Raw genomic sequence first — 18,414 nt, forward strand, 5'->3', positions numbered from 1 at the left:
TCTGCGGGGTGTCCTGTGTGGGGTGTCCTGTGTGGGGTGTGAGGGTCCGTCGGGCGTGGGGCGGCATGTGTCTTTCGTGCCCTTTGGGGCGCGGATCGGCGCGAGGTGGCGTGTGGGCCCATCGGGGCGGGCCACTCAAACCATTGCCCGCCCCAGGGCGAATGACTAGCCTGTGTTCGTCATCCCGATCGTCTGTTGAAATTTCGAACAAAAGAGAGGGGGCCGGTTGTGGGACGCCTCGTACCTGCCGTGACCCGGGCCCTGGACATACTGGAGCTCTTTCTCGACGGGGACGGGACGCTCTCCGCCCCCGACATCGTGCGCAGGCTCCAGCTGCCGCGCACGACCGTGCACGAACTGGTGACCACGCTCTCCGCCCGGTCGTACATCGTGCAGGTGCCCGGCCAGCCGGGACGCTACCGGCTCGGCGTGCGCCCGTACCAGCTCGGCAGCCGCTACGCCGAGCAGCTCGACCTCGCGGCCGAGGGCCAGCAGGTCGCCCGTTCCGTCGCCGAGACCTGCGACGAGACCGTGCACGTGGCGATCCTCGAAGGCACCGACGTCATCTACATCGCCAAGGTCGACTCCACGCACGCCGTGCGCATGGTCTCGGCCGCCGGCCGCCGCCTTCCCGCGCACTGCACCTCCGTCGGCAAGATGCTGCTCGCCTCCCTCTCGGAGCCGGAGCTGACCTCACGTGTCCCCGACGACGCCGACCTCGTCGCGATGACCCCGAACAGCATCACCGAGCCGGGCGCCCTGCGCGAGGCCCTCGCCGAGATCCGCCGTCGCGGGATCGCCGTCGAGAGCCGTGAGTCCAACCCGGACGTCAGCTGTGTCGCCGCCCCGGTGCGGGACCGGGCGGGACAGGTCGTCGCCGCGCTCTCGATCTCCGTACCGATGATCCGCTGGAGCGACGAGCGCCGCGTCGAGCTGGAACAGCTCGCGGCGAAGGGTGCCGCGGAACTGTCCGAGCGGCTCGGCCACCGGAACGTGCGGTGAGCGCCGTCGAGGTCGCCGTCCACGCGCACGCGGCGCTCGGCGAGGGCCCGACCTGGGACGCCCGGGCCGGGCGGCTCATCTGGGTCGACATCCTCGGCTCCCGGATCCACACCTACGACCCCGCCTCGGGCCGTCGCACGGTGATGGCCACCGAGCAGCACGTGGGGGCGGCCAAGCCCCGCGCGGGCGGCGGACTGGTGGTCAACCTCCGTGACGGCGTGGGTCTTTACGGGCCTGCCGGGTCCGGCGAGTCCACCCCGGCCGCTCCGGCCGGCGGTTCGTTCCGCTGGCTGCACCGGGAACCCGTGCCCGGCCGGCGGGCCAACGACGCGGCCGTCGCGCCCGACGGCTCGCTGTGGTGCGGCACCATGCGCTACGACGAGGCGCCGGGCGGGGGTACGTTGTCGCGCATCGCGCCCGACGGCACGGTCCGCCCGATCCTCGACGACGTCGGTGTCAGCAACGGCACGGGCTGGAGCCCCGACGGCCGTCGTGTCTACTACATCGACTCGCCGACCCGCCGCATCGACGTCTTCGAGCTCGGGGACGATCAACTTCCCGTCGAGAGGCACCCGTTCGCCACCGTGGAGGACGGATTCCCCGACGGTCTGACGGTGGACGCCGAGGGCTGCGTCTGGGTGGCCCTGTGGGACGGCGGAGCGGTCCGCCGCTACACGCCGGACGGCACCCTGGACCGGGTCCTGGAGCTGCCGGTCCGCCGCCCCACCGCCTGTGCCTTCGGCGGAGCCGGTCTCACCGACCTCTACATCACCACCGCGCGTACGGGCCTCACGGCACCGCACCCGATGGCCGGCTCCCTGCTCGTCGTCCCCGGCGCCGGAAAGGGCCTGCCGCAGCCGGAGTTCGCCGGCTAGCCGACCCGCGCCCGACCCGCGCCCGGCCAACGTCCGGCCAACGCCCGGTCCACGCCCGGCCAACGCCCGCCTCACGCCCGGTCCACGCCCGTCCCGCCTCCGGCTCTGCCGCGAGTCCCCGCCCAAGTGTCGTCACCGGGCGGGGACTTTGCTTTCCGGACCGTTTTCGAGGTCGGACCGTCTTTCGCGTCAGCCGTTTTTTGCGCAAACCATTGACGAGTAAGCGCTTCCTATCTACGGTCCCGTTCGAAGTTGCGATCATTCTCCGAAATTTCGAACGATGGGCGGTCGGGACTGGCCGGCGTGCCACTACTACGACGCGGACGACAACGGCACGCCCGAGCTCGGCCTGAACAGGCTGACCTGCAAGAGGACCGGCCGGCCCACCCTCGGCCGGACAGCCCCCTCACACCCAAGGCGCCCCGAAAGGACCCCATGCGCACCGCCCGCTTCGCCCTCGACCCCGCTTTCACCATCGGCGAGGTCGACCCCCGTCTCTTCGGCTCCTTCGTCGAGCACCTCGGCCGCTGCGTCTACACCGGCATCTTCGAACCCGACCACCCCTCGGCCGACGCCGAAGGCCTGCGCACCGACGTGCTGGAGCTCGTCCGCGAGCTCGGCGTCACGGCCGTCCGCTACCCCGGCGGCAACTTCGTCTCCGGCTACGACTGGGAGGACTCGGTGGGCCCCGCCGAGGACCGGCCCCGCCGGCTCGACCTCGCCTGGCGCTCCACCGAGTCCAACCGCTTCGGGCTGAGCGAGTACATCGGCTTCGTGCGGAAGATCGGCCCGCAGGTGGAGCCGATGATGGCGGTCAACCTCGGCACGCGCGGGGTCGCCGAGGCCCTCGCGCTCCAGGAGTACGCCAACCACCCGTCCGGCACGGCCCGTTCCGACCTGCGGATCGCGCACGGCGACAAGGACCCGTTCGGGATCAGGCTGTGGTGCCTCGGCAACGAGATGGACGGGCCCTGGCAGACCGGCCACAAGACCGCCGAGGAGTACGGCCGGCTCGCGGCCGAGACAGCCCGCGCGATGCGGCAGATCGAGCCGGACCTCGAACTCGTCGCCTGCGGGTCCTCGGGGCAGGGGATGGCGACCTTCGCCGAGTGGGAGGCCACCGTCCTCGCCGAGACGTACGACCTCGTCGACCACATCTCGCTGCACGCCTACTACGAGGAGACCGACGGCGACCGGGACTCCTTCCTCGCCTCCGCGGTCGACACCGAGTCGTTCATCGAGAACGTCGTCGCGACCTGCGACCACGTGGGCGCCCGGCTGAAGTCCGCGAAGCGGATCAACCTCTCCTTCGACGAGTGGAACGTCTGGTACCAGAGCCGGACCGACCCGCACCCGGTGGAGGACTGGCAGGAGGCTCCGCGCCTGCTGGAGGACGTCTACTCCGTCACGGACGCGGTCGTCCTCGGCTCGCTGCTCATCGCGCTGCTGCGGCACGCGGACCGGGTGACCGTCGCCTGCCTCGCCCAGCTCGTCAACGTCATCGCCCCGATCATGACCGAACCGGGCGGCCCGGCCTGGCGGCAGACCACGTTCCACCCGTTCGCCCAGGCCTCGGCGCACGGCCGCGGACAGGTCCTCGACGTCCGGGTGGACTCGCCGACGTATGCGACCCGCAAGTACGGCGAGGCGGACCTGCTGCACGCCACCGCGGTGCGCGCCGAGGACGGCTCGGTCACCGTCTTCGCCGTCAACCGGAGCCAGACCGAGCCGCTGCCCCTCGAAGTCGCCCTGAACCGCCTGGAGTTGACGAGGGTCGTCGAGCACAGCGCGCTCGCCGACGCCGACCCGGACGCCGTCAACAGCCTGCACGACCAGGAGCGGGTCACCCCGCACCCCGTCGAGGGGACCACGCTCCGGGACGGCACACTGAGCGCCGTCCTGGAGCCGCTGTCCTGGAACATGATCCGGCTGGCGTAGGAACCGCCCGCCCTGGAGGGACAGGTCCTAGGGGCCGGGGGAGCGCACCGGGGTCACCGGGACTCCTCCGGCCGCGCTGCCCAGCAGCGTCAGTTCCACCCGGCCGGGACCGGCGGGGGTGGTCCCGTCGGACAGGACCGCGAGCGCCAGTGTGTTGTGCCCCCGGGTGCGCAGCACCCCGTTGGGGAGGACGAACGTGTGCTGCGGGCCCACGTCGTTGATGTACTGGCCCATGTTCCAGCCGTTCAGGAAGATCTGGACACGATAGGCGCGGGCCGGGTCGTCCGTGAGGGTGAGCCCGATCGACGCGTCCAGCCCGCTGTCCACGGCGAGCCGGAAGCCGGTGCGGTACCAGGTGACCCCCTGGCGCCGTTCGGCGCGCGGGAAGGCCGCGGGCTCCCAGCCGCCGTCGGCGAAGCCCGGCAGATGCCAGCCGTGCCGCTCGCCGTGCAGGCCTCCGGTGTTGAGGGGGCCGCGCACCGGGTCGGGGGCCGTCGCGCCCTGGATGCGCCAGCGGACCGCCGGAGCGGCTCCGGAGAAGGCGACGGCCGTCAGTCCCCGGGCCGCCTTGTGCGTGTCGTCGGCCCTGCCGTCCTCGTCGTGCTGCATCGGCCGGACCAGGACCGACAGCACGTGGGAGCGTCCCTTCCGCGGCCGGACGGGGAAGGTGGCGGTGGCCGCCCAGGTCCCCTTGCGCACGGTCTTCGTGTCCGGCACGGGCATCCGGTGCGTGCCCAGCGGCTCTCCGTCCAGCCAGGCCATCAACAGCCCCTGGGTTCCGGTGACATAGGACAGGGCCACGGAGTCCGCGCCGCCCGCGTCCGCGAAGTGCCCCCGGTACCAGACGTCCCCGTAGTGGAAGCCGTAGTCGTCGGCGAACAGCACGGGCTGGCCTTCCGGCACCGGGGTGACGCTGCACGAGGACGTCCTGTCGGTCACGCGCCACGCGCTGTCGTCGTGACCGGCGGCCGACTCGGGGTCTCCCACGGCCCGGCGCCAGCCGGTCAGGGCGGGGAGCGGCACCCGGCCCGCACCGGCCAGCCGCCGCCCGGCCCGCAGGCTCCCGGAGGCGGTCGTACGGGACGGCGACGCGCGCTGATTCCAGACGAGTTCGCTCATCCCGCGCGGCCCCCACACCTCCAGGTCCGCGGCGTTCGTCGTGTCGCCGGTGAGATGCGCGCTCGTGCCGCGCAGGTCGGCCGAGCGCAGCAGCGCCGGGCCGTGTACCAGCACCGGACCCGACGGGGTGTCGTGGCGCCACAGCAGACGCGAGCTCTCGTCGTCGGCGAACAGCAGCAGGAGGGGGGCCGCGACACCGCCGCCCTCCACCCGGACCCGCGTGATGCCCGCGAGCACGGCGTCGATCCGCAGGACGCCGTTCTCGTAGCCGTGTCCCGCGTCCCCGTCCAGCACGGTGACCTTCGGCTCGCTCGCGGCCTCCAGACAGGTGCGGGTCGACTCGCCCGCCCGGCCCGTGAACACGGCGATGTCCTGCCGTCCGGCGGTGAGCCACAGCATCGGCTGGGCGGTGGACCAGCTCAGCCTCCGCCGCCCCAGGGCGATCCCGGAGGCGAGCAGCCGCGCGTCGAGGCCGGGCACCGGCACCTCGACACTCGTTCCGCCGAGCGTCACGGTGGCGACGGACTCGGAGGGCGTGTCGTTGCGCAGCACCTGGAAGCGCGCCTTCGTGTCCGGATTGACCAGGTGGTACGCCTTGATGCCGGGGCCGGCCGCCGTGTCGTCGCCGGGCAGGGGGTCGGCGCGGTCGAGCTTGGCCAGATCGGGAACCGACTGGAGCAGCCGGCCGATCTGCCGCATCGGGACGAGCTTGTCGGTCGGCTGCCGTGCCTCGTCGATCGCGGCCCCGTAGTCGTACGAGGTGTAGACGATCGGCGCGGGCAGCCAGCCCCAGGACGTGCCGCCGAAGGTCATGTAGACGTTGTGGACCGTGATGCCGTTGGCGAGGTTGGTGAGGTAGAAGCGCCGTTCGTAGGCCGCGTCCCGGGTGCGGCGGGACTCGGCGTATCCGAGGCCGTCGAACTCCGCCCCGCCCCACGGATCGAACCAGCCGCCTCCGAACTCGGGGATGAATCCCGGGGTGTCCGGGCTGGCGGTCGAGCCGCCCTTCATGCCGCCGGGGCCGAAGTGACCCCAGTCCGGAGGTGTCTTGAAGGGGGAGGGGTAGCCGTCGAAGCCGTACAGATAACGCCCGCGTTCGCCACCGGTGTCGAAGGTGCCGGGAGCCCAGTGGCCGTTCCTGCCCTTGTCGTTGTGGAAGAGGGGTACGTCGATGCCGTCGCCGCGCACCTTGGCGTACAGGTGGGTCATGTAGTCGCGGCCGGCGGGCTCCGTCACGTGGTTGTCGTACTCGTTCTCCAACTGGTAGAGGACGATCGTGCCGCCGCCGTCGGTGTGGAGATGGCGGGCGGCGATGCGGTCGACGGCGGTCAGCCACGCGTCGACGTGCCTCAGATAGGTGGGGTCGGAGGTGCGGGCCACCCCGGGGGTGGCCGTCAGCCAGCCGGGGAAGCCGCCCGCGTCGACCTCGGCGTTGATGTACGGGCCGGGGCGCAGGATCACGTACAGGCCTGTCTCGGCGGCGGTCCGCAGGAACAGGTCGAGGTCGCGGACTCCGGTGAAGTCGTGCTGCCCGGGTGCGGGGGAGTGGTAGTTCCACGCGACATAGATGCTGACCGTGTTGTAGCCGTGGGCGCGCATCTTCTGGAGGACGTCCCGCCACAGGGATGGGCTCGGCAGCCGGAAGGGGTGGAACTCGCCCGACCAGACCACCAGGCGCCTGCCGTCGATCACCATGGAGTAGCGGTCGAAGCCGACGGTGTGCCTCCTGCCGTCGGCGGCGGGCGGCGCGGGCGCGGGTCCGGTGGGTGCGAGGGGCGTCCTTCCGGCCGCGCAGGCCACGTCGCTCCCGCTGCCGCTGAGCGAGAGGCCGAGGGCGGCGGTACCGGCGAGTGCGCTGAAGGTACGTCTGCTCAACACCATGCGGGTTCTCCCGGGGACGGCGACGGGGGTCTTCCCCGCTCGGTCCGAGCCCGAGAAGGCGGGGGAAGGTGCGGCCATTGTCCACACGGGCAGGTCATTCGATGGTCGTACGACGATCCCGGCGCGGGGGATTACGCGGTATGGGGGTGACCGGAGCCGCGGGTCGCGGCCGGGGGCGGCCCGCGAGGTCGCGGACCGCTCCCGGTCTCCGTGGGGGGAAGGCGGCGGTCAGCTCGTCTCGACGCCGAGCGTCAGGGTGCCGGTGTAGCCGGCGGACGTGGTGCTGCCGAGGGCCGTCAGGGTCAGGAGGCCGGAGGAGGCGCCCCCGCCGTCGTAGACGGAGTCCTGCGTGAGCGTGGTGCGGGTGACCTTGTTGGTGGAGTACGGGGACACCTTGGCCATCGCCGTGGTCATGGTCTCGCTGAAGAAGAGCTGGCCGGTGTGGAGTTCCTGGCCGCCGGTGAAGGAGCCGTCGGAGGTGAGGGTGACGCCGGTGTGCACCTTGACGTGGATGTGCACGCAGCGGCCCCGGTACCAGCCGGGGTAGATGCTGGTGATGTTCGCGACGCCGGAGGTGTTCGTCAGCACGCCGCCGCGCAGGAACGTGCCGTCGTCCGCCTCGCTGTGGCCGTTGTTGCCGACGAAGCCGGAGTACTCGCCGAGCGCGTCGCAGTGCCAGATCTCCACGAGGGCGTTGCCGATCGGCGCGCAGGTGGAGTCGTCGACGACGGTGAGGACCAGCTTGAGCGGGGCGCCCGCCTTGCCCTCGGTGACGTCGGCGCGGACGAGCTGTCCGTCGAGGTAGTAGGGGCCTTCGGTCATCTCCTTGGTGAGGGTGCAGACGGCCGCGGCGGCGGGAACCGCGTCGGCCGGGCCGGCGCCGGGGGTGGGGGCGACGGGCGCAGCGGCGGCCACGGCCAGTGCCGCGGCCGAGGCGCCCGTGGCGATCAGTACGGTCCGGCGCCCGACGGGGGCCTCCGACGTGTCTTTCGTGGGGGTGTCTGTCATGGACACGGCACCGTAGGAGGGGATGCTGTCGGCGAGCTGTCAGTTGTGTAAAACGACGGCCCGTCAAGCTCCTTGTTGGACACGTTGCCCCCTCGGCCGAGGGCGGCTCCCCGCGGCCGGCCCGTGGGGAGCCGGCCGCGCGGTGAGCCCGCCCGGCATGGCGAGATGCGACCGGCGGTGTGTGTGGCCTAGCCGGCCTGGTTGTACAGCATGGCGCCGACGGCTCCCCAGCCGCCGTTCGACGGCTGTGGTGGGGGAGGTTCCGGTTGTGTCCTGCCGCGGACCTGGGCCGCCGTCAGGCCGCCCTGCGCGCCCATGGAGGCCGCGCCCGCCATGCCGGGCATGCCGGTCTGGGCGGCCGGCTGGAGGCCGGGCGGCTGGGCCGGCGCCTGCATGGCCGCGGGCGGCATCTGGGCGGGCATCGCACCGGGGCTCTGGGCCGGGGCCGGCCAGTTGGCGGGACCGGGGGCGGGGTAGGGCGAGGCCGCCGCGGGCTGCTGCGGGGCGGGATAGACCGGAGCCGGGAAGGGCTGCTGGGCCGGGTAGGGCGAGGCCGCGGCGGGACGCGGCTGCGGAACGGACGGCAGGCTGGGCTGCGGGGCGGCGGCCGCCACCGGCTGGGGCGCCTGAACGGGCTGCCCGGGCCAGGCGTTCGCCTGCGCGGCCAGCCCCTGCATGCCCGCTCCGTTGGTCGAGCCGACGAGACGGTCCACCATGGCCGTACCCGAGCTGTAGCCGGTCCCATGGCTCAGTTCGGGTACGGGGGTCTCCTTCCTGGACCCGTAGAGCACCTGTTCCAGGCTGGCCACCAGGCGGCGTACGTCCGTCTGGGGACGTACCACGAGTCTCAGGAAGCGGCTGGACGAGCCGACCTTGTTGCCGCACTCGCGGACCAGGATGCGGTGCTCGGTGAGCAGCCGGTCCCGCACCACGGTGCCCTCGGCGCCGACGGGAAGACGTACGAACAGGAAGTTGCCCTGCGAGGGGTAGATCGTCAGACCGGGCAGCGCGGAGAGCTGGCGGGCCATGTCGAGCCGGTCCCGGCGGACCATGTGCAGGCTCTCCATGTATTCCTTGCCGTGGTTCTTGAGCATGAACACCACGGTCTCCGCGAAGGAGTTGAGGTTCCACTTCGGCAGCATCGAGCGGACCTTGCCGGCCAGCGAGGGGTTGGCGACGAGATAGCCGAAGCGGATGCCGTGCAGGCCGAAGTTCTTGCCGAGGCTGCGCAGCACGATGACGTTGGGCCGCATGACCGCGTCCTCGACCACGCTGGGCTCGGACTCGGCGTCGGCGAACTCCAGGAAGGACTCGTCGATGACGATCAGGTCCAGGTCGGCCATCGCGTCCATGAACTGGATGACCGACTGGCGCGGCAGGAAGCCGCCGTCGGGGTTGTTCGGGTTGCAGATGACGGCGACCTTGGTGCCGCGCGATCGGATGAACTTGGCGTACGCGGCGAGGTCGAGCGCGAAGCCGTTGGACTCCTGGAGCGGGAACATGTCGACCCGCTTGCCGGTCTCCATCGGCTGGTCGGTCCAGCGGCCGAACGTGGGGACGGGGATGGCGAGGGACTCGCGGACCAGCAAGTGATCGATCCAGGTGATGAGTTCGGTCGAACCGTTGCCCATCGCGACGCACTGCGGCGGAAGCTGGAGCAGCGAGCACAGTTCACTGGTGATCGTGTCGGCGCTGCTCGGGTAGTAGGTGATGATCTCCCGCAGCCTGCTCGCGAGTTCGTCGAACATGGCGGGGGTGGGGAAGTACGGGTTGCAGGGGATGCAGAAGTCCACCGGGCCGGCTCCGTCGCCCTCCCGCGTCAGTGCGGCCATCGACGGGCTGTGCGCCGCGGTGCCGCGAAAGAGCGAGGTGACATTGCCGGCCATGGAACCTCCGTATAGGGCAAGCCCGTTGGGGAGGACGGGCCCCCGTTCTTTGGGTGGCCCGCGCGGGGGAGCGCGGGCCGCCGTCTCATACGGATACGGATGTGGCGCTGTTCAATCGTTGTGAGGTCGTGCGGATTTTGTGAACCGACTGTGAGGTCCGGTCACGTACCGAACGTGTGCACCGTGCTGGTCCGGTAGGTCTGTCCCGGCCGCAGCACCGTCGAGGGGAACGACGGGTGGTTCGGGGCGTCCGGGAAGTGCTGGGTCTCCAGGCACAGGGCGTCGCCCTGGCGGTAGATGTGACCGCCGGTGCCGACCAGGGTGCCGTCCAGGAAGTTGCCCGAGTAGAACTGGAGGCCGGGTTCGTTCGACGCGATGCTCAGGGTGCGGCCGGAGGACGGGTCGCGGAGCGTGGCGACATGCTCGGGCCTCGCCGTGATGCCCTTGTCGAGGACCCAGTTGTGGTCGATGCCCTTGCCGTACAGGAGCTGCTGGTTCGCCACCCGGATGTCCCGGCCGACGGTCTTGGCGCGGCGGAAGTCGAAGGGGGTGCCGGCGACCTTCGCCAGTTCCCCGGTGGGGATCAGGCCCGAGTCGACGGGGGTGTAGCGGGAGGCCGCGATCGCGAGTTCGTGGTCGTAGATCGAGCCGCTGCCCTCACCGGCGAGGTTCCAGTACACATGGCTGGTGAGGTTGACGACGGTGGCCTTGTCGGTGGTGGCCTCGTAGTCGATGCGCCAGTCACCGTGCCGGGTCAGGGTGTAGGTGACCTTGGCCCTGAGGGTGCCGGGGTAGCCCATCTCGCCGTCGATGCTGGTGTAGTGCAGGACGAGCCCGACGTCGGAGCCCGAGGTGAAGCCCTCCACGTTCCAGACGTGCTTGTCGAAGCCCTTGGCGCCGCCGTGCAGGCTGTTGACGCCGTCGTTGACGGAGAGCTGGTAGCTCTTGCCGTCGAGGGTGAACTGGCCCTTGCCGATGCGGTTTCCGTACCGGCCGATCAGGGCGCCGAAGTACGGGCTGGAGGCGACGTAGGAGTCGATGTCACCGAAGCCCAGCGCGACGTTCCTGTACCTGCCGTGCCGGTCGGGGATCTCCAGGGACTGGACGATTCCGCCGTACGACAGGACCTTGAGCCGTGTCCCGCCGTTCTCCAGGGACCACCGGTGGACCTTCGTCCCGTCGGCGAGCTTTCCGAAGAGTTCCTTCTCGGGCTTCCTGGCGCCCGAGGCGTGCGCGGTGCCGATGGTGGCCGCGGTTAATCCCGCTGCCGCCGCCGCTGCGATGACCGTACGTCTGCTCGTTTCCATTTTTGCGGCTCCTGCCCAATGGAGGGGGCCCCGCCTTCTGGCGGGGCCCCGGCTGACTTACGAACCGACCTTGCGCTTGTTCCACACGTCGAACCCGACCGCGGCCAGCAGGGCCAGGCCCTTGATGACCTGTTGCCAGTCGGAGCCGACGCTGAGGAGGTTCATACCGTTGTTCAGCACGCCGAGGACCAGACCGCCGATGATCGCGCCGAGGACGGTACCGACACCGCCGCTCATGGACGCGCCACCGATGAACGACGAGGCGATCGCTTCCAGCTCGAAGCTCAGGCCGGCCTTCGGAGAGGCCGCGTTCAGGCGGGCGGCTACCACCAGACCCGCCAGGGCCGCGAGCATGCCCATGTTCAGGAAGACATAGAAGGTGACCTTCTTGTCCTTGACGCCCGACAGCTTCGCCGCCGGGAGGTTGCCGCCGATCGCGTAGATGTGACGGCCGAAGACGGCGTTGCGCATGACGTAGCCGTAGCCGACGACCAGCACGCCGAGGATCAGCAGCACGATCGGCGCGCCCTTGTAGCTGGCGAGCATCATCGTGACGGTGAGCACCGCGGCGACCAGCGCGACCAACTTGAGCGCGAACAGCTTGGCCGGCAGCACGTCCAGCGAGAACTCCTGCTGGCGCCTGCGGTCACGGACCTCTTGCAGGACCACGAAGACGATCACGATCAGGCCCAGCAGCAGCGTGATGTTGTGATAGTTGGTGGTCGGGCCGACCTCCGGCAGGAAGCCGTTGCCCATCTTCTGGAGGCCGCCCGGGAACGGGCCGAGGGTCTGCCCCTTGAGCAGGATCTCGGTCAGACCGCGGAAGATCAGCATCCCGGCGAGGGTGACGATGAAGGACGGTATGCCGAGGTAGGCGATCATGAATCCCTGGACCGAGCCCGCCACGGCGCCCACCAGCAGGCACAGCACCAGGGCGACCGGCCACGACACACCGTGCTGCACCGTCAGCACGGCCGCGAACGCGCCCACGAACGCCGTCACCGAGCCGACCGACAGGTCGATGTGGCCCGCGATGATCACCAGCATCATGCCGATCGCGAGGATCAGGATGTAGCTGTTCTGGAGGACCAGGTTGGAGACGTTGTGGGGCAGCAGCAGGCTTCCGTCGGTCCAGACCGCGAAGAGGACGACGATCAGACCGAGCGCGAGGAGCATGCCGTACTGGCGCATGTTCTGGCGCAGGCCGTCGAGCATCACCCGCAGCAGGTTCTCCCCGGTGTCGCCGCTCCCGTCCTTGCCCGGTGGCGCCTCGGCCGGGATGTTGGTCACATCGGTGCTCATCGCGTTACCTCTTTGTCCTTCGTCATCTGACGCATCAGCACTTCCTGAGTGGCCTCGGCTCGCGAGAACTCACCGGTCAGCCGCCCCGCGGCCATGGTGTAGATGCGGTCGCACATACCGAGCAGTTCGGGCAGCTCGGAGGAGATGAAGACGATCGCCTTGCCCTCGGCGGCCAGCTTGTCGATGACCGTGTAGATCTCGAACTTGGCGCCCACGTCGATGCCGCGGGTCGGCTCGTCCAGGATCAGTACGTCCGGACCCGCGAAGATCCACTTGCTGAGGACGACCTTCTGCTGGTTGCCGCCGGACAGCTTGCCCACCGGCTCGAAGACGGTCGGCGCCTTGATGTTCATCGACTTGCGGTAGCGCTCGGCGACCTGGCGCTCCTCGTGCTCGTCGACCAGGCCCCGCTTGGAGACCTTGTCCAGGGCGGCCAGCGAGATGTTGCGGTTGATGGTGTCGATGAGGTTGAGCCCGTAGTGCTTGCGGTCCTCGGTGACGTACGCGATGCCGTGGCCGACCGCCTCCGCGACGGTCCTGGTACGGATCTCCTTGCCGTCCTTGAGGACCGTCCCGCCCGCGTAGCGGCCGTACGACCGACCGAAGACGCTCATCGCGAGCTCGGTGCGGCCGGCGCCCATGAGGCCCGCGATACCGACGATCTCCCCGCGCCGCACCTGGAGCGACACGTCGTCGGCCACCTTGCGCTGCTGGTCGATCGGATGGTGCACGGTCCAGTCGCGGATCTCCAGCGCCGGGGCGGCACCCTCCTCCGGGTGGTGCGGGGTGCGCTCGGGGAAGCGGTGGTCGAGGTCCCGGCCGACCATTCCGCTGATGATCCGGTCCTCGGTCGTCTCCGGCGCCTTCACGTCGAGGGTCTCGATGGACTGGCCGTCGCGGAGGATCGTCACCGAGTCGGCGACCTTGCGGATCTCGTTGAGCTTGTGGGAGATGATGATCGAGGTGATGCCCTGGTTCTTCAACTCCAGTATGAGATCAAGGAGTTTGTCGCTGTCCTCGTCGTTGAGCGCCGCTGTCGGCTCGTCGAGGATGAGCAGCTTCACCTTCTTGGAGAGTGCCTTGGCGATCTCCACGAGCTGCTGCTTGCCCACGCCGATGTCGGCGACGCGGGTCTCGGGGTGGTCGGTCAGACCGACCCGGCGCAGCAACTGCGTGGCGTGCCGCAGGGTCTCGTTCCAGTTGATGAACCCGCCCTTGGCGTGTTCGTTGCCGAGGAAGATGTTCTCCGCGAGGGAGAGGTAGGGCGACAGCGCCAGTTCCTGGTGGATGATGACGATGCCGTGGTGCTCGCTCGCCCGGATGTCCTTGAAGCCGCAGACCTCTCCCTCGAAGAGGATCTCGCCCTCGTAACTGCCGTGGGGGTGGACGCCGGAGAGCACCTTCATCAGGGTGGACTTTCCGGCGCCGTTCTCACCGCAGATGGCGTGGACCTCGCCCTGACGGACGGTCAGAGTGACGTCCGACAGCGCCTTGACGCCGGGAAAGGTCTTGACGATCGAGCGCATTTCCAGGACGGGTCCCGCCATGGTCGTGCCTTCCAATCCGTGAGGTTCGACGCTTACTTGAGCTGGTCCGCCGTGTAGTAGCCACCGTCGACCAGGACGGACTGGTAGTTGGACTTGTCGACGCTCACCGGCTGGAGGAGGTAGGCCGGGACGACCTTCGCGCCGTTGTCGTAGGTCTTGGTGTCGTTGGTCTGCGGCTTCTTGCCCTTGAGGGCGTCGTCGACCATGGTCGAGGCGATCTTGGCCAGCTGACGGGTGTCCTTGTAGACGGTCTGCGTCTGCTCGCCGGCGATGATCGACTTCACCGAGGCCAGCTCGGCGTCCTGACCGGTGAGGACCGGCAGCGGCTTGTTCTTGGAGCCGTAGTCGTCCGACTTCAGCGCCGACAGGATGCCGATGGAGATGCCGTCGTACGGCGAGAGGACCGCGTCGACCTTCTTGCTGGCGTACGACTTGGTGAGGATGTCGTCCATGCGCTTCTGGGCGGTGGCGCCGTCCCAGCGCAGGGTGGTGACCTGGTTGAGCGCGGTCTGGCCGGACTGGACGACGAGCTGCTTCTTGTCGATGTAGGGCTGGAGCACCTTCATCGCGCCGCCGAAGAAGTACTTCGTGTTGTTGTCGTCGTTCGAGCCGGCGAAGAGCTCGATGTTGAACGGGCCCTTCTTGGAGCCGTCCGCGAGACCGAGCTTCTGGAGGATGTAGTTGCCCTGGAGCTCGCCGACCTTCGAGTTGTCGAAGGACGCGTAGTAGTCGACGTTCTTCGAGCCGAGGATCAGACGGTCGTAGGCGATGACCGGGATGTGGGCGTCCGCGGCCTCCTGGAGCACGTTGTCCAGGGACTTGTTGTCGATGGCCGCCACGATCAGCGCCTTGACGTTCTGCGTGATCAGGTTCTCGATCTGCGAGACCTGCTGCTGGGGGTCGTCCTCGCCGTAGACCAGCTTGGTCTTGTAGCCCTTGGACTCCAGGTTCTTGACGACGTTGTTGCCGTCGGCGATCCAGCGCTCGGACGACTTGGTCGGCATCGCGATACCGATCGTCCCGCCCTTGCTGCTGCCCTTGTCCGCGTTGCTGCCGCCGTCGCTGTTCTGGCCGCAGGCGGTCAGGGCGAGGGCGAGGGAGGCGGCTCCGGCTATGGCGGTGAGGGCGGCTCTGCGGTTACGCATGATCATCATCCTTGATGTCTTGGACCGGGCTCGGTCTCGCGGAACTCGGAAGCTCCGGGAGCTTGGAGAGAGGAAGGCCGAGAAGGTGTGTTGGATTGTGCGCGACTGTGTCTGCTTGTGTGAAGGGGGTTTGTGCGAACGTTATGAGGGAGTGTCGAACCGTGAGAGCGGGCCGGGCAGACGGGAGCCGAGCGGCGCCATGTCGTCGCCCGCTCCGTGCCGTGTCAGCAGGTCAAGGGCGAGACGGCCGCGCCGCACCCGCTCCCTGGCCGTGCTCAGCGTCAGGTCCCGCAGATGGTGTCCGTACGGGTAGATCCCAGGGGTCTTGGACAGCCCGAACTTCAGATACAGCGGTGCGCCGCGCCGGATCAGCTCGGCGACCTCGTACATCCGGATGTACCCGCCGAGATCGTCGGGGGCCTCGATGTACATGTCCATGGGGGCGGCGGAGACCCGCCGGATCTCCGTGAGGTGATCGAGCGTCAGATCGCTCGGCACGTTCAGCGAGTCCGCGCCGAGGTTCTCGTACACGGCGTAAGAGGCCGGGTTGACCGGACCGATCAGCGCCGAGACCTTGAGGGTGGTGTCGGCCGGGATGATCCCGGCGACGCGTGCCCGGTGCAGTGTCCACAGCACGCCCTCGTCGGCGACGAGCAGGCACTTGACGCCCAGCTCCGTCGCCCGGACGGCGTCCTCGACACAGCCGGCCACCGCGTCGTGGCCGCGGGCGCGCAGCCCGCCGCCGCGCGAATCGGTGCGCGCCGAGGCGCCGATGTCCCAGATACCGCGCGGCCCGGTGAACAGGCAGAGCTCGATGTCGCGTTCACCGGTGGCCTCGACCATCTCGGTTATCTCGGCGTCGGTGAGCATCCAGACACCGCTGCCCTGGCTGATCCGGTGGATCGGCACGTCGAGCCGCGAGGCCTCCTTGAGGACCACCGCGAGCGCCTCGGGCCCCTCCACGGAGGGAACCTCGGTGCGCCAGCGACCGCCTCCGGGGAAGGTGTGCGGCGAGGCGTCGGCGGGGGAGAGGGCGGGCGCGTCCAGGCCGAGCGCGGCCAGAGCCGGCTCGCCGGGCCGACGGGGCGCCGTGGAAGAGGCGTCGGTCACAAGCTGTCCTTCATTGTTCGATATTTCGGGCATGGTTCGCGAGATCGGGCGCGCGAGGCCTGGTGTACGCCGGTACGGGGCCGTCAGGAAACCCCGTACCGGCGTACGGCTTTGGTGGTCACGGCTTCAGCAGGACCTTGCCGACCTTGGGATCACCGGAACCCACCAGTTCGATGGCCTCCGGGAAAGCGGCGAGCGGCAGTTCGTGCGTCACCAGCGGCGACGGGTCCAGCAGACCCGCGCCGAAGACCCGCACGGCGTGCGCCCAGGCGTCCGGCGGCGCCCCGAACACGGTGTGCACCTCCAGCTGCCGTACGACGAGATCGGTCGGGTCGAGACCCTCGGCACCGGGCGCCGGGATCCCCGTGAGGACCAGGCGCCCACCGCGGCGCAGCAGGGAGGCGGCGGTGCGCGCGGCGGACGAGGACCCGGCGGTCTCGATGACGACGTCGAAGTCGTCGGGGAGCTGCTGGTCCCTGGTACGGAAGTCGGTGGCGCCGAACTCCCGCGACAGCGCCGCCCGGTCCGGGCGGGTGCCCACCACGAGCAGCTCGGCCGGCGAACCGGCCTTCAGGAACTGCACGGCGAACATCCCGAGCGTCCCGGTGCCCACCACGGCCACCCGCTCACCGGGCCGCGCGTTCGCCTTGAGCGCGGCGGCCGCGATGCAGGCGGCCGGTTCCAGCAGGGCGGCGGCCGTCAGATCGGCGTCGTCGGGCAGGACGTGCAGCAGCCGGGCCGGCAGCGTCAGCGTGCTCGCCATGGCGCCGGGAACGGTGAAACCCGTCTCCTCGTACCCGGCCGTGCACAACGTTGTCTCGCCCGCGTGGCAACGGTCGCAGACCTGGCAGTTGCGGAAGCCCTCGCCGACGACCTTGCGGCCGACGAGCGCCGCCGGGACACCGGCGCCGACCTCCTCGACGGTCCCGGACCACTCGTGCCCCGGGGTCAGCGGGTAGCGGACGTACCCCTCGGGCCGGTTGCCCTGGTAGACCTCGCGGTCGCTGCCACAGATGCCGACCGCGTGCACCCGTACGAGCGCCTCGCCCGCCGACGGGCGGACCGGCTCGTGCGGGGCCAGCCGGTGCTCGCCGGGACCCTCGACGACGACCGCGGTGCTCACTGCGCCCCCTTGGGCTTGCGCTGCTCCCAGCCGTCGGCCCACAGGTCGAACCGGGCCTGCTGCTGCGGGAACTCGGCCGCCGCGTCGACGTCCAGCTCGACACCCAGACCGGGCTCGTGGGACAGCTCGAAGTAGCCGTCCACGACCTGCGGGGCGCCCTTCACGATCTTCTTGATCTCCGCGTCCGCGAAGTCGTTGAAGTGCTCCAGGATCTTGAAGTTCGGCGAGGTGAAGCCGACCTGGAGGGAGGCGGCGGTCAGGACCGGCCCGCCGACGTTGTGCGGCGCCACCAGGACGTAGTGCGCCTCGGCGGTGGCGGCGAGCTTGCGGGTCTCCCAGATGCCGCCGATGTGGCCGACGTCGGGCTGGATGATGTCGACCGCCTGGCTCTCGAAGAGCTCGCGGAACTCGATGCGGTCGTGGATCCGTTCGCCCGTGGCGACCGGCATGTCGACCTTGGCGGCCACCTTCTCCAGCGCCTTGAGGTTCTCCGGCGGCACCGGCTCCTCCAGCCATGCGGGCTTGAAGGGCGCGAGCTCGCGGGCGAGGCGGACGGCGGTGGACGGCGAGAAGCGGCCGTGCATCTCCAGCATCAGCTCGGTCTCGGGCCCGATGGCGTCGCGCACCGCCTCGATGAGCGACACCGAGTAGAGCGTGGCCTCGTGGTCGAGCTCGAAGTGCCCGGTGCCGAAGGGGTCGATCTTGAGGGCCTTGTAGCCCCGCGCGACGACCTCCTGAGCGGCCTTGTGGTAGGCCTCCGGGGTGCGTTCGGTGGTGTACCACCCGTTGGCGTAGGCCTTGACCCTGTCGGTGACCTTGCCGCCGAGGAGCTGCCAGACCGGCACCCCGAGCGCCTTGCCCTTGATGTCCCAGCACGCCATCTCGATGACCGCGATGCCGGACATCACGATCTCGCCGGCGCGCCCGTAGTCGCCGTACTTCATCCGGCGGACCAGGTCTTCGACGGCGAACGGGTCGGAGCCGAGAATATGGTTGGCCTGCGCCTCGTGCAGATAACCGATCAGCGCGTCGGTGTGGCCCAGCATGCGGGTCTCGCCGACCCCGGTGATGCCCTCGTCGGTGTGCACCTGGACGTAGGTCAGGTTCCTCCAGGGTGTCCCGACCACGTGTGTGGTGATTCCCGTGATGCGCACGGCAGATGCCCCCTGTG

General features: G+C 69.9%; 13 protein-coding genes. 3 read left to right on the top strand and 10 right to left on the bottom strand.

Features of this window, described 5'->3' with window-relative positions:
* The first annotated feature begins 228 nt into the window (after window positions 1-228).
* From ABZV42_RS16630 to ABZV42_RS16640, 3 genes are all read left to right on the top strand, one after another.
* Window positions 229-1,002 (top strand): IclR family transcriptional regulator, encoded by a 774-nt coding sequence (locus tag ABZV42_RS16630; protein ID WP_355976299.1) that lies wholly within the window; start codon window positions 229-231, stop codon window positions 1,000-1,002.
* Window positions 999-1,877 (top strand): SMP-30/gluconolactonase/LRE family protein, encoded by an 879-nt coding sequence (locus tag ABZV42_RS16635; RefSeq protein ID WP_355976296.1) that lies wholly within the window; start codon window positions 999-1,001, stop codon window positions 1,875-1,877. The genes ABZV42_RS16630 and ABZV42_RS16635 overlap by 4 nt, the downstream gene beginning before the upstream one ends.
* A gap of 435 nt (window positions 1,878-2,312) precedes the next feature.
* Window positions 2,313-3,815, top strand: coding sequence for an alpha-N-arabinofuranosidase (locus ABZV42_RS16640; RefSeq protein ID WP_356052342.1), 1,503 nt, complete (start codon window positions 2,313-2,315; stop codon window positions 3,813-3,815).
* 27 nt (window positions 3,816-3,842) lie between these two features.
* Here the strand turns inward: ABZV42_RS16640 and ABZV42_RS16645 are convergent, their stop codons facing one another.
* From ABZV42_RS16645 to ABZV42_RS16690, 10 genes are all read right to left on the bottom strand, one after another.
* Window positions 3,843-6,815 carry a beta-galactosidase gene (locus ABZV42_RS16645; protein WP_356052344.1) on the bottom strand — a complete coding sequence of 991 codons (2,973 nt, stop codon included), beginning with the start codon at window positions 6,813-6,815 and terminating at the stop codon, window positions 3,843-3,845.
* A 228-nt stretch (window positions 6,816-7,043) separates the two neighbouring features.
* Window positions 7,044-7,823, bottom strand: a complete 780-nt coding sequence (locus ABZV42_RS16650; RefSeq protein ID WP_355976288.1) for an intradiol ring-cleavage dioxygenase — start codon at window positions 7,821-7,823, stop codon at window positions 7,044-7,046.
* 188 nt (window positions 7,824-8,011) lie between these two features.
* Window positions 8,012-9,709, bottom strand: coding sequence for an aminotransferase class I/II-fold pyridoxal phosphate-dependent enzyme (locus ABZV42_RS16655; RefSeq protein WP_356052346.1), 1,698 nt, complete (start codon window positions 9,707-9,709; stop codon window positions 8,012-8,014).
* A 161-nt stretch (window positions 9,710-9,870) separates the two neighbouring features.
* Window positions 9,871-11,016 (bottom strand): aldose epimerase family protein, encoded by a 1,146-nt coding sequence (locus ABZV42_RS16660; protein WP_355976282.1) that lies wholly within the window; start codon window positions 11,014-11,016, stop codon window positions 9,871-9,873.
* A gap of 57 nt (window positions 11,017-11,073) precedes the next feature.
* Window positions 11,074-12,318 carry a multiple monosaccharide ABC transporter permease gene (mmsB, locus tag ABZV42_RS16665; RefSeq protein WP_355976279.1) on the bottom strand — a complete coding sequence of 415 codons (1,245 nt, stop codon included), beginning with the start codon at window positions 12,316-12,318 and terminating at the stop codon, window positions 11,074-11,076.
* Window positions 12,315-13,865, bottom strand: a complete 1,551-nt coding sequence (gene mmsA, locus ABZV42_RS16670) for a multiple monosaccharide ABC transporter ATP-binding protein (protein ID WP_355976743.1) — start codon at window positions 13,863-13,865, stop codon at window positions 12,315-12,317. Before mmsA ends, mmsB begins: the two co-directional genes overlap by 4 nt.
* A gap of 32 nt (window positions 13,866-13,897) precedes the next feature.
* A complete protein-coding gene (gene chvE / locus ABZV42_RS16675) occupies window positions 13,898-15,010 on the bottom strand; it encodes a multiple monosaccharide ABC transporter substrate-binding protein (RefSeq protein ID WP_355976276.1) in 1,113 nt (370 codons plus the stop codon).
* A 141-nt stretch (window positions 15,011-15,151) separates the two neighbouring features.
* Entirely contained in the window at window positions 15,152-16,120 is a 969-nt protein-coding gene (locus ABZV42_RS16680; RefSeq protein WP_355976273.1) for a hypothetical protein, read from the bottom strand.
* A 118-nt stretch (window positions 16,121-16,238) separates the two neighbouring features.
* Window positions 16,239-17,243, bottom strand: a complete 1,005-nt coding sequence (locus ABZV42_RS16685) for an alcohol dehydrogenase catalytic domain-containing protein (RefSeq protein ID WP_356052348.1) — start codon at window positions 17,241-17,243, stop codon at window positions 16,239-16,241.
* Window positions 17,240-18,397 (bottom strand): mandelate racemase/muconate lactonizing enzyme family protein, encoded by a 1,158-nt coding sequence (locus tag ABZV42_RS16690; protein ID WP_355976267.1) that lies wholly within the window; start codon window positions 18,395-18,397, stop codon window positions 17,240-17,242. Before ABZV42_RS16690 ends, ABZV42_RS16685 begins: the two co-directional genes overlap by 4 nt.
* Window positions 18,398-18,414: the final 17 nt, after the last annotated feature.

This window comes from Streptomyces sp. NPDC005281 (assembly GCF_040607495.1).
GTDB lineage: Bacteria > Actinomycetota > Actinomycetes > Streptomycetales > Streptomycetaceae > Streptomyces.

What these genes read in the sequence shown, in the direction of transcription:
- mmsA (WP_355976743.1), bottom strand. Translation starts at nt 13,865, where the DNA reads ATGGCGGGACCCGTCCTGGAAATGCGCTCGATCGTCAAGACCTTTCCC.
- ABZV42_RS16645 (WP_356052344.1), bottom strand. Translation starts at nt 6,815, where the DNA reads ATGGTGTTGAGCAGACGTACCTTCAGCGCACTCGCCGGTACCGCCGCC.
- chvE (WP_355976276.1), bottom strand. Translation starts at nt 15,010, where the DNA reads ATGCGTAACCGCAGAGCCGCCCTCACCGCCATAGCCGGAGCCGCCTCC.
- ABZV42_RS16640 (WP_356052342.1), top strand. Translation starts at nt 2,313, where the DNA reads ATGCGCACCGCCCGCTTCGCCCTCGACCCCGCTTTCACCATCGGCGAG.
- ABZV42_RS16650 (WP_355976288.1), bottom strand. Translation starts at nt 7,823, where the DNA reads ATGACAGACACCCCCACGAAAGACACGTCGGAGGCCCCCGTCGGGCGC.
- ABZV42_RS16655 (WP_356052346.1), bottom strand. Translation starts at nt 9,709, where the DNA reads ATGGCCGGCAATGTCACCTCGCTCTTTCGCGGCACCGCGGCGCACAGC.
- ABZV42_RS16660 (WP_355976282.1), bottom strand. Translation starts at nt 11,016, where the DNA reads ATGGAAACGAGCAGACGTACGGTCATCGCAGCGGCGGCGGCAGCGGGA.
- mmsB (WP_355976279.1), bottom strand. Translation starts at nt 12,318, where the DNA reads ATGAGCACCGATGTGACCAACATCCCGGCCGAGGCGCCACCGGGCAAG.